Source organism: Micromonospora sp. II, from assembly GCF_001709195.1.
Taxonomy (GTDB): Bacteria; Actinomycetota; Actinomycetes; order Mycobacteriales; family Micromonosporaceae; genus Micromonospora; species Micromonospora chalcea.
This window is the reverse complement of record NZ_LYXF01000006.1, coordinates 146,391-159,435: the sequence shown is the minus strand read 5'-3', so window position 1 is coordinate 159,435 and position 13,045 is coordinate 146,391. Positions and strand designations below refer to the sequence as shown.

The following is a 13,045-nucleotide window of genomic DNA, read 5'->3' as shown; positions in this document are numbered from 1 at the left end:
TGCTGACCAGGCTATCCGGTACCCGCCTTGTAACCCACGCCCCGCACGGTCAGGATGATTTCGGGTCGCTCCGGATCCGGCTCGATCTTGGCGCGCAGCCGCTGCACGTGCACGTTCACCAGGCGGGTGTCGGCGGCGTGGCGGTAGCCCCAGACCTGTTCCAGCAGCACCTCGCGGGTGAAGACCTGACGCGGCTTGCGGGCGAGCGCGACCAGCAGGTCGAACTCCAGCGGGGTCAGCTTCACCTCGTCGCCGTCGCGGCTGACCGTGTGCGCCGGCACGTCGATGGTGATCTGGTTGCCGGGCGGCCCGATCGTCAGCATCTCCGGGGCCACGTCCTCGCCCCGGCGCAGCCGGGCCCGCATCCGGGCCACCAGCTCCTTGGGCTTGAACGGCTTCACCACGTAGTCGTCGGCGCCGGACTCCAGGCCGAGCACCACGTCCACGGTGTCGCTCTTGGCGGTCAGCATCACGATCGGCACGCCGGACTCGCCCCGGATGGCGCGGGCCACGTCGATGCCGCTCATRCCGGGGAGCATCAGGTCGAGCAGGACGATGTCGGGTCGGTTGTCGCGGAAGGCGGCCAACGCCCGTTCGCCGTCAGCGACGAAGGACGGCACGAAGCCCTCGCTGCGCAGCACGATGCCGAGCATCTCGGCGAGGGCGGGGTCGTCGTCGACCACGAGTACCCGGGCTCTCATGGGGTTTATCGTTCCATCCCCGTTCGTCTGGAGGGGTTCGGCGTCTCCACGGCACGGTAGCGCCGAGCGGGCCCGCGCACCACAGCAAGCGGCGTGGCCGCACAGCGTGGCGCGTCAGGGCGGACGGGTCCACCGGATGCGGACCCGCCGTGCAACCATGATCCCTCGGGCGCCGCGCCGCCCGCCACCTCCGCCCTGCCCGCCAGGAGTACGCGTGCCCGACGCCGGCCCGACCGCGGTGCTGCCGCGCCGTCCGCTGACCGTCGGCGAACTGCTCGACGCGGCAGTGCTGCTGCTGCGCGACCACGCCCGGGTGCTCGTCCCGCTCGCCCTCGTGCTGGCCCTCGCCGAGCAGGCGGTGCTCCACCCGCTGCGGCTGCTGGTCGAGGCCGACCCGCCGCAGTGGTGGCCGGCGGATTTCGGTGACTCGCTGCCCTGGTACTGGCTGCTGCTGGCGACCGGCGCCGGCACCGAGGCGGCGATCATCGCGCTGCTGGGCGGCCCGGCCGCGCGCGGCGCCGGCGCGGCCCTGCTGGGGCGCCGTCCCGGGCCGGCCGAGTTGCTGCGCGGCTCCCGGCCCGGCCCCGTGGTGCTGGCCGCCGTCGCGATCGGCCCCGTCGTCACGCTCGCCGCACTGACCGGGCCGGGCTGGTTCCTGGCGTACGGGCTGCTCGGCCTGGTGGTGCCGGTGCTGGTGCTGGACGGGGTGCCCGGACACCGGGCCCCGTGGCGGGCGATCCGCCTGGCGGGCCGGGTGAGCGCGCGGGCCGCCGCCGTCCGGCTGCTGGGCTACCTGGGCTGGTGGCTGATCCGGCTCGGCATCGGGCTGGGCGTCTATCACGGTCTCGGCATGCTGGGCCTGTTCGACGTGTCCGCCTGGGCGCTGCCGGTGACCGTCGCCGCCTTCGCCGCGGTGAACGCGCTGGCGTACCCGGCGCTGGCCTGCCTGGACGCGGTGCTGCACCTGGAGACCCGGATCCGCACCGAAGGGCTGGACATCCGGCTCTCCCGCGCGCCGGCGGGCGTACCGGAACCGGTCCTGCTGGCGGCGCAGCGGTGAGCCGGTGGTGGACCGAGACGGTCGCGGCCCTCGGTGACCTGCTGCCGCTGCCGCTGGCCGCGCTGATCCTGCTGGCGGTCGCGCTGCTGGCCGCCCTGGGCTGGTACTTCTTCCCGGCCTGGGTGCCCCGCCGGCTGCCCCGGTTCTCACTGCCCCGGCTGCGCCTGCCGCGCCTGCCCCGGCTGCGGCTTCCCCGCCTGCGCCGGCCCGCGCGCCGCCGCCGCTCCGATCCGCCGCCGGTACGCGTGCCCGAGCCCCGGACCCCGGAGGCCGTGCCGGCCGGCGCGCCCGGGCTGGCCGACCGGCTCGCGGCCGAGGGCCGGTACGCCGAGGCGGTCCGGGAACGGCTGCGCGAGATGGTCCGGCTCCTGGTCACGCGGCACGTCGTGGAGCCCCGCCCCGGGCTCACAGTGGTCGAGCTGACCGAGGCGGCGGCCCGTGCCCGGCCCCAGGTGCGGCCGACGCTGCACACCGCCGGGGCGATCTTCTCCGACCTCTGGTACGCCCAGCGTCCCGCCACCGCCGCGCACGACCACCGGATGCGTGAACTCGCCGCCGACCTGCGTCGCGAGCTGACCGGGGAGGAGCCGCGATGACCGCCACCGTGACGCCGGCGGAGACGGCCACCGCCGCGACGCCGCGCCGTCGGCGGCACCGGCTGCTCGTCCCGCTCGGGCTGGCCGTGCTGCTGATCGTGACCACGCTCGTGCTGCACGCCGTCGACCGGCCCGACACCGACGAGCCCGGCTTCCTCTCCCCGGTCGCCACCGACGACGACGGGGGCAGCCGGCTCGCCGAGGCGCTGCGCGCGCAGGGTGTGCCGGTGCGCCGGGAGACGGCGTTCGACGGGGTGCTGCAGACCGCCGGCATCGCACCGAGCACCGTCTTCGTGCCCGCGCCCGGACTGGTGCACCCGGACCTGCTCGACCGCCTGACCGCCCTGCCCCCGGGCACCCGCCTGGTGTTCGTCGAGCCCTCCCCGCGGGTGCTCGCCGAACTGGACACGCCGGTCGAGCCGGCCGCCCGGCGCTGGGCCGCGCGGGCCGTGCCGCCGGACGCGGACGGCACGCCGTGCCCGCTGCCCGAGGCGGTCCGGGCCGGCACCGCCGCGATCGACCTGCAGCGCTACGCCGGGCCGGCCGAGGTCGACCACTGCTACGGCGGCGCGCTGCTGCGCGTCCCCGGCCGGGTCGAGGTGGTGCTGGCCGGCGCCAGCGACCCGTTCCGCAACGACCGGATCGGCGAGTGGGGCAACGAGGCCCTCGCCACCGGAATGCTCGGCGGGAACCGCCCGCTCGTCTGGCTCGACCTGCCCGAGCCGGTACCGGCCCCGACCCGCCCGAGCTGGTCCCCGGAACCCTTCACCGAGGAGCCCGCCCAGGGCGGCGACGGCGAACGGTCGGAACGGCCCGACCCGCCCGACCGCGCCGACCCGCCGTGGGAGAACCCGCTCTGGGGCGCCTTCCCGCAGTGGTTCTGGGCGCTCCTGGCGCAGCTCGCCCTGGCCGGGCTGCTCGTCGTGCTCTGGCGGGCCCGCCGGCTCGGGCCGCCGGTGTCGGAGCCGCTGCCGGTTACCGTGCGGGCCGCCGAGACGGTACGCGGCCGGGCGCGGCTCTACCGCCGGGCGGGCGCGCGGGACACGGTCGCCGAGACGCTGCGCGCCGCCGCGCTGGACCGGCTCCTGCCCCGGCTCAACCTGCCTCCGGACACGCCCGACGACGAGGTGGCCGCCCGGATCGCCGAGCGTGCCGGCGCCGACCCGGAACGGGTCACCGAACTGCTCTACGGCCCCGCCCCGGAGAAGGACCGCGAGCTGCTGGAGCTGGCCCGCGAACTGGACGCCCTGACCCGTACCCTGGCCCCGCATCCGAGCGAAGGAGACACCCGGTGACCGGACCCGTCACGACCACCGCCCCGTCCGGCGCCCGCGCCGCCCTGCACCGGCTGCGCGCCGAGGTGGCCAAGGCCGTCGTCGGGCAGGACGCCGTGGTCACCGGGCTGGTGATCGCGCTGCTCTGCCGGGGGCACGTGCTGCTGGAGGGCGTACCGGGGGTGGCCAAGACGCTGCTGGTGCGGACGCTTGCCGCCGCGCTCGACCTGGACGCCAAGCGGGTGCAGTTCACCCCCGACCTGATGCCCGGCGACGTCACCGGCTCGCTGATCTTCGACCAGCGCACCGCCGCGTTCACGTTCCGGGAGGGGCCGGTCTTCACCAACCTGCTCCTCGCCGACGAGATCAACCGGACCCCGCCGAAGACGCAGTCGGCGCTGCTGGAGGTGATGGAGGAGCGGCAGGTCTCGGTCGAGGGCGAGCGCCGTCCGCTGCCCGACCCGTTCATCGTCGCGGCCACCCAGAACCCGGTCGAGTACGAGGGCACCTACCCGCTGCCCGAGGCGCAGCTCGACCGCTTCCTGCTCAAGCTGACGGTGCCGCTGCCGGAGCGGGAGGAGGAGCTGGGTGTGCTCCGCGCGCACCACGCCGGTTTCGACCCGCGCGACCTGCGTGCCGCGGGCGTACGCCCGGTGGCCGGTGCGGCGGACCTGGCCGCGGCCCGGGCCGAGGTGCAGCGGGTGCACGTGGCCGAGCCGGTGCTCGGCTACATCGTGGACCTGTGCCGGGGCACCCGTTCCGCCCCGGCGCTGGAGCTGGGCGCGTCGCCCCGGGGCGCCACCGCGCTGCTGAACACCGCCAAGGCGTGGTCCTGGCTGGCCGGCCGGGACCACGTCACGCCGGACGACGTGAAGGCGGTGGCCCGGCCCACGCTGCGGCACCGGCTGCGGCCGCGCCCGGAGGCGGAGCTGGAGGGCGTGACCGTGGACGCGGTGCTGGACTCGGTGCTGGCCACCGTGCCGACGCCGCGATGACCTGGCGGGCGGGTCTGCTGCTCGGCGTGGGCGCGCTGACGCTGCCGTTCTGGCCGGCGCCGTTCGTCGGGATGGCCGTGCTGACCGTCGTGGTGCTGCTGCTGGTGGCGCTCGACCGGGCGATGGCCGCCCCGCCGCACGCGCTCACGGTGACCCGCTCCGGCGACCGTACGGTGCGGCTCGGCGGCACCGCCACCGTCACGCTGCACCTGACCAACCCGACCCACCACACGCTGTACGCCCAGGTGCGCGACGCCTGGGTGCCGTCGGCCGGGGCCCGCTCGGACGTGCCGCCGCAGCGCCTGCTCACCGTGCCGCCCGGTGGCGTCGCCACGCTGCCGGTCCGGCTCACCCCGACCCGGCGCGGCGACCGGCCGGCGGTGGCGCTGACCGTACGCTCGCTCGGGCCGATGCGCCTGGGCGCCCGGCAGCGCGCCGGGCAGCCCGCCACCCCGCCGTGGACGCTGCGGGTGCTGCCCCGGTTCGACTCCCGCCGGCACCTGCCGGAGAAACTGGCCCGGCTGCGGGTCATCGACGGTGTGCAGGTGACCCGGGGGCGCGGCCACGGCACCGAGTTCGACACGCTGCGCGAGTACGCGGTGGGCGACGACGTCCGTTCGATCGACTGGCGGGGCAGTGCCCGGCGCGCCGACATCCTGGTCCGCACCTGGCGCCCGGAACGGGACCGGCGCCTGGTCTGCGTTCTGGACACCGGCCGCACCTCGGCGGTCCGGCTGGGCGACGAGCCCCGGCTGGACACCGCCATCGACGCGGCGCTGCTGCTCACCGCGCTCGCGGCCCGCGCCGGTGACCGGGTGGACCTGCTGGCGGCGGACACCGAGATCCGGGCGCGGGTGACCGGCAGCGGCCGTCCGGCCCTGCTCGCCCGGCTGGTCGAGGCGGTGGCGCCGCTGGAGCCGACGCTCGCCGAGACCGACTTCGAGCTGATCGCCGGCGAGGTGCTGCGCCGGGAGCGGCAGCGCAGCCTGGTGGTGCTGTTCACCGCGCTGGAGGCGGGCGCGATCGGCGAAGGGCTGCTGCCGGTGCTGCCCCGGCTGGCGACCCGGCACCGGGTGGTGCTGGCCGCCGGCAGCGACCCGGTGCTGAGCAGGCTCGCCACTGCCACCCCGACCGGCCCGGACGACCCGTACGCGGCCGCGTCGGCGTGGCGGGCGCTGGCCGAGCGGGACCGGGTACGCGCCGCGCTGTCCCGCTACGGGGTGACGGTGGTGGACGTGCCGGCGCACCGGCTCGCCCCGGCCGTCGCGGACACCTACCTGCGGCTCAAGTCCCTCGGTCAGCTCTGACCGCGCGCCGGCCGAGCACCAGCGCGTACGCGAGGAAGGCCAGCCACACCGCGGCGCCGGCGGCCACCCGGAGCGCGACCGGCAGCGGCGCCGGGGTGACGAACGCCTCGACCAGCGCGGAGACCGCGAACAGGCCGACCAGCCCGGCCGCGACCACGACGGCGAGCCGGCCCGCCTCGGCGACCGCCCGGCCGCGCCCGAGGTCCGCGGGCGGGGCGATCCAGGCCCAGGCGGTACGCAGTCCGACCCCGGCGGCGACGTAGATGCCGGTCAGTTCCAGCAGGCCGTGCGGTGTGATCAGGCCGAAGAAGACGTCCCCCCGGCCGTAGGCGACCATCACGCCGCCGACCACGCCGATGTTCAGCGCGTTCTGCCACAGCAGCCAGAGCACCGGCACCACGAGCACGCCGGCGGCCAGGCACTGGGCGGCCAGCCAGGCGTTGTGCGTCCACAGGTGGAACGCGAAGGTGGGCGCGGCGAACTCGGTGTAGTAGCCGGCGAAACCGGAGTCGACGAGTTCCCGGGCGGCCTCGTCGCCGACGAACGCGGCGGCGGTGTCCGGGTTGCCGGCGACGAACCAGATGAGGAACGCGGTGAGCAGGCTGAACCCGGTGGCCACGCCGCACCACCACGGCCAGGCCCGGTAGAGGGCGGCGGGCAGGTCGGCGGCCAGGAACCGGCCCACCGCCGCCCAGGAGAACCGCTGACGGCCGGTGACCCGGGCGCGGGCCGCGAGGACCAGGTGGGACAGGCGGTTGACCAGCGCCGGCTCGGGCGCCCGGGCGCGCAGGGCGGACAGGTGCGTGGCGCTGCGCTGGTAGAGCGCCACCAGCTCGTCGACCTCTGCCGCGTCGAGGCGACGCCGCCCGGTCAGGTACTCCAGCCGCCGCCATTCGGCGTTGTGTTCGGCCACGTACGCATCGAGATCCACTCGCCCTCCCCCGTTCGGCGTCCATGGTGTTCACTGTCGGGGTGCGCGCGCAACCTCCCCCACCGCCCCGGTGGGCCGACGCCGGTCTGGTCAGCGGCGAGGCGGTGGAGCTGGACGTCCGGGCGGCCCGGCTGGGCTCCCGGGTGCTGGCCCTGCTGATCGACGCGGTGATCCAGCTCGCGCTGGCGCTCGTGCTCGGCGCGGTGCTGGGGATGGTGGCGCTCGCCCTGCTCGGGGACTACCTCGACGCCGCCCTGGCGGGGGCGCTGCAGATCGTGCTGCTGGTGCTGGTGCTGATCGGCTATCCGGTGGTGATGGAACGTTTCGCCGGTGGCCGGACGGTGGGCAAGCTGGCCGTCGGGCTGCGGGTGGTCCGGGCCGACGGCGGCCCGGTGGGGGTGGGCCAGTCGCTGACGCGGGCGCTCGTCGGCGTCGCGGTGGAGTGGCCCGGGCTGGTGCTGCCGCTGCTGAGCTGGGCGGCGAGCGTCATGGTGATGCTCACCGACCCGCGCGGACGCCGGCTGGGTGACCTGGTCGCCGGCACGCTGGTGGTGCACACCCGGGGCGCGACGCTGTGGCGGCCGCTGCCGCCGGCCGCGCCGCCGCTGCTGGCCTGGGCCGGCACGCTCGACCTGACCCGCCTCGACGACGGGCTGGCGCTGGCCGTGCGGCAGTACCTGGACCGGCTGCCCCAGCTCGCCGAACCGGACCGGTTCCGGCTGGGCCGGGGGCTGTGGACGGAGGTCGCGGCGGTCACCTCGCCGCCTCCGCCGTGGGCCGCGCCGGAGTGGGCGTACCTGTCGGCGGTGCTCGCCGAGCGGGGGCGGCGGGCGGCGCACCGGCTGGGCCGCAGCCGGGCGGTCGCCGCCACGCTCTGGCCGGAGCTGGTCCCGGCGCCCGCCGTGGTGCCGGGCTCCACCGGGCCGGGCGCCGTCCTGCCAGGCCCCGCCGGGCCGGGCGCGGGCCGGTTGCGGCCCGCCGCGCCGCAGGTCGAACCCGATCCGGTACGCCGCTGAGCCGCCTCGGGTGAGCTGAGCCGGCTTCAGGAGAACAGCGCGCGCCCCCACCAGTCGGCTGCGTCGCGCAGGCCGGGCGGGCAGGCGAACAGGCCGCTGGAGACGTGCCGCAGGTATTCGTTCATCGCGTCGTTGCGGGCCAGCCGGGTCTGGATCGGCACGAACTGCCGGCGCGGGTCGCGCTGGTAGGCGATGAAGAACAGCCCGGCGTCGAGCCGGCCCAGCCCGTCCGAGCCGTCCACGAAGTTGTAGCCGCGGCGCAGCAGGCGGGCGCCGTCGTTGGTGTCCGGGTGGGCCAGCCGTACGTGCGCGGTGTCGGCGATGAGCGGCTCACCGTCGTCGCCCCTGGCGGCGAAGTCCGGCTCGTCGAACTCGTCCTGGCGGCCGATCGGCGCGCCGCTGCCCTTGGTCCGGCCGACGATCATCTCCTGCTCGGCCAGCGGGCTGCGGTCCCACGTCTCGATCAGCATCCGGATCTTCCGGGTGACCAGGTAGGAGCCGCCGGTCATCCAGTCCGGGCCGTCACCGGGCTGCACCCAGAGCTGGTCGCGGAGCAGGGCGGCGTCCTCGGCCTTGAGGTTGGCGGTGCCGTCCTTGAAGCCGAACAGGTTGCGCGGCGTGGCCTGGTCCCGCGACGTCGACGAGGTACGCCCGAAGCCGAGCTGCGACCAGCGGACGCTCACCACGCCCATGCCGATCCGGGCGAGGTTGCGGATGGCGTGCACCGCGACCTGCGGGTCGTTGGCGCACGCCTGGACGCAGATGTCGCCGCCGGACAGTTCCGGCCGCAGCGCGTCCCCGGCGAAGTGCGGCAGGTCGGCCAGGGCGGCCGGACGCCGGGCGGCGATGCCGAAACGGTCCCGGCCCTGCGCGTCGCGGAACAGCGTCGGTCCGAAGCCCACGGTGAGGGTGAGCTGCGACGGGGGCAGCCCGAGCGCCTCGCCGGTGTCGTCCGGCGGAGCCTCGGGCATGCCGCCGACCGCGCCGATCACCCCGGCGTCCTTCCCGGCGGTCATCCGGGCCGCGGCGGCGGTCCACTCCTGGAGCATGGCGACGAGCCGGTCCCGGTCCTTGGTGACCACGTCGAACGCGACGAAGTGCAGCCGGTCCTGGGCCGGGGTGGTGATGCCGGCCTGGTGCTCGCCGAGGAACGGCACGGAACCGGCGGCCGATCCGGTCGCTGATGCCTCGTTCCCGCCGGCGAGCAGCGCGCCCGCGCCACCCGCCACCCCGGCGACACCGGCCACGCCGACGCCGGCCAGGGTCATCGCCCGGCGCCGGGACAGGCCGCGGCCGGTCCGCTCGCGGTTCGGCTCGCTCGTCGCGTCACCGCCGGCCGGGCCGGTCATCGCGCGACTGCCGCCGCGACCTTGCTGACCGGCTCGGCCAGCGCGTTGACCGCGTCCGACAGCTCCTTCAGCTCGTCCTTGCCGAGCTGGGTGTGCAGCTTCCAGCCGTCGCCGGCGCGGTGCTTGCCGAGCGTGGTCTCCACGTTCGCGAACTCGCTGTCGAGCTGCTTGACGAGGTCGGGCGCGCGCTGCTCCAGCGCCGGACGCAGCGCGGCGACGGCCGCCTTGGAGCCCTCCAGGTTGGCGTTGAAGTCCCAGAGGTCGGTGTGCGAGTAGCGCTCCTCCTCGCCGGTGATCTTCCCGCTGGCGACCTCGTCGAGCAGCGCCTTGGCGCCGTTGGCGAGCTGGAGCGGGGTGAGCTTCTCGGCGTCCGCCTTGGCCACGATCGCCTTGACGTCGGCCAGGAGCCGGTCGGCGATCGGGCCGTCGGAGCTGACGTCGCCGGTGGTCCAGAGGTCCTTCTCGATCCGGTGGAAGCCGGTGAACTCCATGCCCTCCTCGACCACCTCCTCGCGGCCGTCGATCTTCGGGTCGAGGTCGCCGAAGCTCTCCGCGACCGGCTCGATCCGCTCCCAGTAGGTGCGGGCCACCGGGTAGAGCGCCTTGGCCTTCGCCACGTCGTTCGCCTTGACCGCGGCCACGAACTCCTCGGTCTTCGTCAGCAGCGCGGCGGTCTGGCTGCGCACGTACCGCTGGTAGCTGGCGGTGGCCTGGGTCAGCGCGGCGTCGGGGGCGACAGTCGCGGCGGTGCCGCTCACCTTCAGCGCGCCCCGGATGCCCCGGCCGCTCATTCCCGGCTTGCAGGCCGTCTCGTACGTGCCGGCGGTCAGCTCGACGCGCAGCTCCCGGCTGAGCCCGGGGGCGATGTTCTCCACCTCGCCCATCACCCGGTCACCGGCGGCGTAGACGTAGAACTCGTTGACCTTGGAACCGTTGTTCGTCACCTTGAACGTAACCTGACCGGCGTCGATCTCGGTGTCGGCGACCTCGCAGACGGTGTCGGTGGCCTTGACGGCGATCGGCCCGCCGTTCTTGGCGTCGGCGTCGTCACCGCCCCCGCAGCCGGTCAGTCCGGCGACGGCGAGCAGCCCGGCGGCGGCGGGCGCGACGAGTCGGGTGGTACGCATCGTGCGGTCTCCTCGGGAACGGGTGGTTCAGGCGCGGGGGGACGGAACAGCGGCGACGTCGGCCGGCGCGCTGGGTGTGGCGGCGGCCGGAACCGGCTTGGCGGACCGGGCGGGCTTGCGCAGGAAGAGCACGAGCACCGGGACCGCGTACGCGACCCAGGCGACCAGCTCCAGCACCGTCGGCGCGGCGGTGACGTTGAACATGCCGGCGAGCAGCGCGCCGTACCAGGCGTTCGGGTCGAGCGTGGTGGAGATGTCGAAGGCCAGGTCGTTCAGGCCGGGCAGCACGCCCGCCTCCTGGAAGTCGTGCACGCCGTACTTGAGGATGCCGGCGGCCACCAGGATGAGCAGCGCCCCGGTCCAGGTGAAGAACCGGCTGAGGTTGATCCGGACGGCGCTGCGGTAGAGCAGGAAGCCGATCACCACGGCGGTGGCGATGCCGCCGGCCAGGGCGAGCAGCGAGCCGGGCCCGGTGCCGCCGGCCGCGCTCTCGGCGGCGGCGTAGAAGATCAGCGCGGTCTCCAGGCCCTCCCGGATGACCGCGAGGAACGCCATGCCGGCGACCGCCAGGGAGCCGACCGCGAGCGCGTCGGTGAGTTTGCCGCGCAGCTCACCCGCGATGGTGCGGGCGGCCCGGCGCATCCAGAAGATCATCCAGGTCACGAACACCACGGCGGCGACCGAGGTGACCGCCTCGAACAGCTCGCGCGACTCCGACGTGCGCAGCAGCGAGGTCGAGGTGTACTGGATGAGCGAGCCGAAGCCGACGGAGAGCGCCACGGCCAGGCCGACGCCGGTCCACACCTGCGGCAGCCGGTCCCGGCGCTGCGACTTCACCAGGAACGCGACGAGGATGCTGACCACAAGTGTCGCTTCCAGGCCCTCGCGCAGGCCGATCAGGTACGTGGCGAACATCAGCTGCTCCGTGGTCGCTAACTTAGGGCAGGCATACCTTCCTCCTGTTCACAGCAAACGTCAAGCTGATCGCGGTAACGTCACCCGGTTCGGCACCCGCCGGCCCACCCCGTACGCGAAAAGGGACCGGGACGGCCGCGCGGCGGCCGACCCCGGTCCCTTCCGGAGTGTGAACTCAGTAGCGGTAGTGGTCGGGCTTGAACGGGCCCTCCGTGGAGACGCCCAGGTAGGCGGCCTGCTCCTTGGTGAGCGTGGTCAGCTTCGCGCCGAGCGCGTCCAGGTGCAGCCGGGCAACCTTCTCGTCCAGGTGCTTGGGCAGCACGTAGACGCCGATCGGGTATTCCTCGGTCTTGGTGAACAGCTCGATCTGGGCGATCGTCTGGTTGGCGAACGAGTTCGACATCACGAAGCTCGGGTGGCCGGTGGCGTTGCCCAGGTTCAGCAGGCGGCCCTCGGAGAGCACGATGATCGCGTGGCCGTCGTCGAAGCGCCACACGTCGACCTGCGGCTTGATGTTCTCCCGGGTCACGTCGCTGCGCTTGGCCAGGCCAGCCATGTCGATCTCGTTGTCGAAGTGGCCGATGTTGCCCACGATGGCCTGGTGCTTCATCCGGGCCATGTGCTCGTTGGTGATGACGTCGAAGCAGCCGGTCGCGGTGATGAAGATGTCCGCCTGCTCGACCACGTCGTCCAGCGTGGCGACCTGGTAGCCGTCCATCGCCGCCTGGAGCGCGCAGATCGGGTCGACCTCGGTCACCACGACCCGGGCGCCCTGGCCGCGCAGCGACTCGGCGCAGCCCTTGCCCACGTCGCCGTAGCCCATGACCACTGCCATCTTGCCGCCGATCAGCACGTCGGTGGCCCGGTTGATGCCGTCGATGAGCGAGTGGCGGCAGCCGTACTTGTTGTCGAACTTGCTCTTGGTCACCGAGTCGTTGACGTTGATGGCCGGGAAGAGCAGCGTGCCGGCGCGGTGCATCTCGTAGAGCCGGTGCACACCGGTGGTGGTCTCCTCGGTGACGCCCTTGATGCCGGCGGCGATCCGGGTCCAGCGCTGGTTGTCCTCGGCCAGCGAGCGGTGCAGCAGTTCGAGGATGACCGCGTACTCCTCGGAGTCGGCGGACTCGACCGGCGGTACGGCGCCCGCCTTCTCGAACTCGGCGCCCTTGTGGACGAGCAGGGTGGCGTCGCCGCCGTCGTCCAGGATCATGTTCGGGCCCTGCCCGTCCGGCCAGGCGAGCACCTGCTCGGTGCACCACCAGTACTCCGGCAGCGTCTCGCCCTTCCAGGCGTAGACCGGCACGCCGGCCGGGGCCTCCGGGGTGCCCTCGGGGCCGACCACGATCGCCGCGGCGGCGTGGTCCTGGGTGGAGAAGATGTTGCAGGACGCCCAGCGGACCTGCGCGCCGAGCGCGACAAGGGTCTCGATCAGGACGGCGGTCTGGACGGTCATGTGCAGCGAGCCGGTGATGCGGGCGCCGGCCAGCGGCTGGGCCTCGGCGAACTCACGCCGGATCGCCATCAGGCCGGGCATCTCGTGCTCGGCGAGCCGGATCTCCTTGCGACCGAACGCGGCGAGCGACAGATCCGCCACCTTGTAGTCGCCCTCGGCGAGGGTGCTCGGCCGAGCCTGCGACGACGCGCCGCTGGAGGCCGCGGGGAGGGTGCTGGTCATGGAAGCTCCTGTCGAACGATGTGGTGCGCAGCCTTCCACCTTACGCGCGCGACCCACCCGGCCGGTGCCCGGTTGACCGAGCACACAATCGGCCGGTCG

12 protein-coding genes are annotated in these 13,045 nt (G+C 74.5%); 6 read left to right on the top strand and 6 right to left on the bottom strand.

Annotated features, from left to right (window positions below):
• Positions 1 to 11: 11 nt before the first annotated feature.
• Positions 12 to 701, bottom strand: coding sequence for an MtrAB system response regulator MtrA (gene mtrA / locus A8711_RS03905; protein ID WP_030501405.1), 690 nt, complete (start codon positions 699 to 701; stop codon positions 12 to 14).
• Between the two features lie 214 nt (positions 702 to 915).
• Here mtrA and A8711_RS03900 point away from each other — a divergent pair, with 214 nt between their 5' ends.
• The 5 genes from A8711_RS03900 to A8711_RS03880 are packed head-to-tail and all read left to right on the top strand — an operon-like array spanning position 916 to position 5,933.
• The gene (locus A8711_RS03900) at positions 916 to 1,761 is read left to right on the top strand and encodes a hypothetical protein (RefSeq protein WP_069087464.1); all 846 of its coding nucleotides are present in this window, start codon (positions 916 to 918) and stop codon (positions 1,759 to 1,761) included.
• On the top strand, positions 1,758 to 2,357 hold the full coding sequence (locus tag A8711_RS03895) for a DUF4129 domain-containing protein (protein ID WP_064447734.1): 600 nt from the start codon (positions 1,758 to 1,760) through the stop codon (positions 2,355 to 2,357). The genes A8711_RS03900 and A8711_RS03895 overlap by 4 nt, the downstream gene beginning before the upstream one ends.
• Complete coding sequence (locus tag A8711_RS03890) at positions 2,354 to 3,652, top strand: DUF4350 domain-containing protein (protein WP_069087463.1); 1,299 nt, start codon at positions 2,354 to 2,356, stop codon at positions 3,650 to 3,652. The genes A8711_RS03895 and A8711_RS03890 overlap by 4 nt, the downstream gene beginning before the upstream one ends.
• Complete coding sequence (locus A8711_RS03885) at positions 3,649 to 4,626, top strand: MoxR family ATPase (protein WP_030501401.1); 978 nt, start codon at positions 3,649 to 3,651, stop codon at positions 4,624 to 4,626. Before A8711_RS03890 ends, A8711_RS03885 begins: the two co-directional genes overlap by 4 nt.
• Positions 4,623 to 5,933, top strand: a complete 1,311-nt coding sequence (locus A8711_RS03880; RefSeq protein WP_069087462.1) for a DUF58 domain-containing protein — start codon at positions 4,623 to 4,625, stop codon at positions 5,931 to 5,933. The genes A8711_RS03885 and A8711_RS03880 overlap by 4 nt, the downstream gene beginning before the upstream one ends.
• Here A8711_RS03880 and A8711_RS03875 read toward each other — a convergent pair.
• Complete coding sequence (locus A8711_RS03875) at positions 5,911 to 6,864, bottom strand: stage II sporulation protein M (protein ID WP_064447730.1); 954 nt, start codon at positions 6,862 to 6,864, stop codon at positions 5,911 to 5,913. The two genes, A8711_RS03880 and A8711_RS03875, sit on opposite strands and share 23 nt — an antisense overlap.
• 23 nt (positions 6,865 to 6,887) lie before the next feature.
• Between A8711_RS03875 and A8711_RS03870 the strand changes: the two genes are divergently transcribed.
• Entirely contained in the window at positions 6,888 to 7,880 is a 993-nt protein-coding gene (locus A8711_RS03870; RefSeq protein WP_069087461.1) for an RDD family protein, read from the top strand.
• Between the two features lie 26 nt (positions 7,881 to 7,906).
• Here the strand turns inward: A8711_RS03870 and efeB are convergent, their stop codons facing one another.
• The 4 genes from efeB to ahcY form a co-directional block, all read right to left on the bottom strand.
• Positions 7,907 to 9,229, bottom strand: coding sequence for an iron uptake transporter deferrochelatase/peroxidase subunit (efeB, locus tag A8711_RS03865; protein WP_069087460.1), 1,323 nt, complete (start codon positions 9,227 to 9,229; stop codon positions 7,907 to 7,909).
• Complete coding sequence (efeO, locus tag A8711_RS03860; RefSeq protein ID WP_069087459.1) at positions 9,226 to 10,356, bottom strand: iron uptake system protein EfeO; 1,131 nt, start codon at positions 10,354 to 10,356, stop codon at positions 9,226 to 9,228. The genes efeB and efeO overlap by 4 nt, the downstream gene beginning before the upstream one ends.
• 27 nt (positions 10,357 to 10,383) lie before the next feature.
• Positions 10,384 to 11,271 (bottom strand): iron uptake transporter permease EfeU, encoded by an 888-nt coding sequence (gene efeU, locus A8711_RS03855; protein ID WP_069087458.1) that lies wholly within the window; start codon positions 11,269 to 11,271, stop codon positions 10,384 to 10,386.
• A gap of 175 nt (positions 11,272 to 11,446) precedes the next feature.
• Complete coding sequence (gene ahcY / locus A8711_RS03850; protein WP_043326405.1) at positions 11,447 to 12,946, bottom strand: adenosylhomocysteinase; 1,500 nt, start codon at positions 12,944 to 12,946, stop codon at positions 11,447 to 11,449.
• Between the last annotated feature and the right edge of the window lie 99 nt (positions 12,947 to 13,045).

What these genes read in the sequence shown, in the direction of transcription:
- A8711_RS03880 (WP_069087462.1), top strand. Translation starts at nt 4,623, where the DNA reads ATGACCTGGCGGGCGGGTCTGCTGCTCGGCGTGGGCGCGCTGACGCTG.
- efeO (WP_069087459.1), bottom strand. Translation starts at nt 10,356, where the DNA reads ATGCGTACCACCCGACTCGTCGCGCCCGCCGCCGCCGGGCTGCTCGCC.
- ahcY (WP_043326405.1), bottom strand. Translation starts at nt 12,946, where the DNA reads ATGACCAGCACCCTCCCCGCGGCCTCCAGCGGCGCGTCGTCGCAGGCT.
- A8711_RS03870 (WP_069087461.1), top strand. Translation starts at nt 6,888, where the DNA reads ATGGTGTTCACTGTCGGGGTGCGCGCGCAACCTCCCCCACCGCCCCGG.
- efeB (WP_069087460.1), bottom strand. Translation starts at nt 9,229, where the DNA reads ATGACCGGCCCGGCCGGCGGTGACGCGACGAGCGAGCCGAACCGCGAG.
- A8711_RS03890 (WP_069087463.1), top strand. Translation starts at nt 2,354, where the DNA reads ATGACCGCCACCGTGACGCCGGCGGAGACGGCCACCGCCGCGACGCCG.
- efeU (WP_069087458.1), bottom strand. Translation starts at nt 11,271, where the DNA reads ATGTTCGCCACGTACCTGATCGGCCTGCGCGAGGGCCTGGAAGCGACA.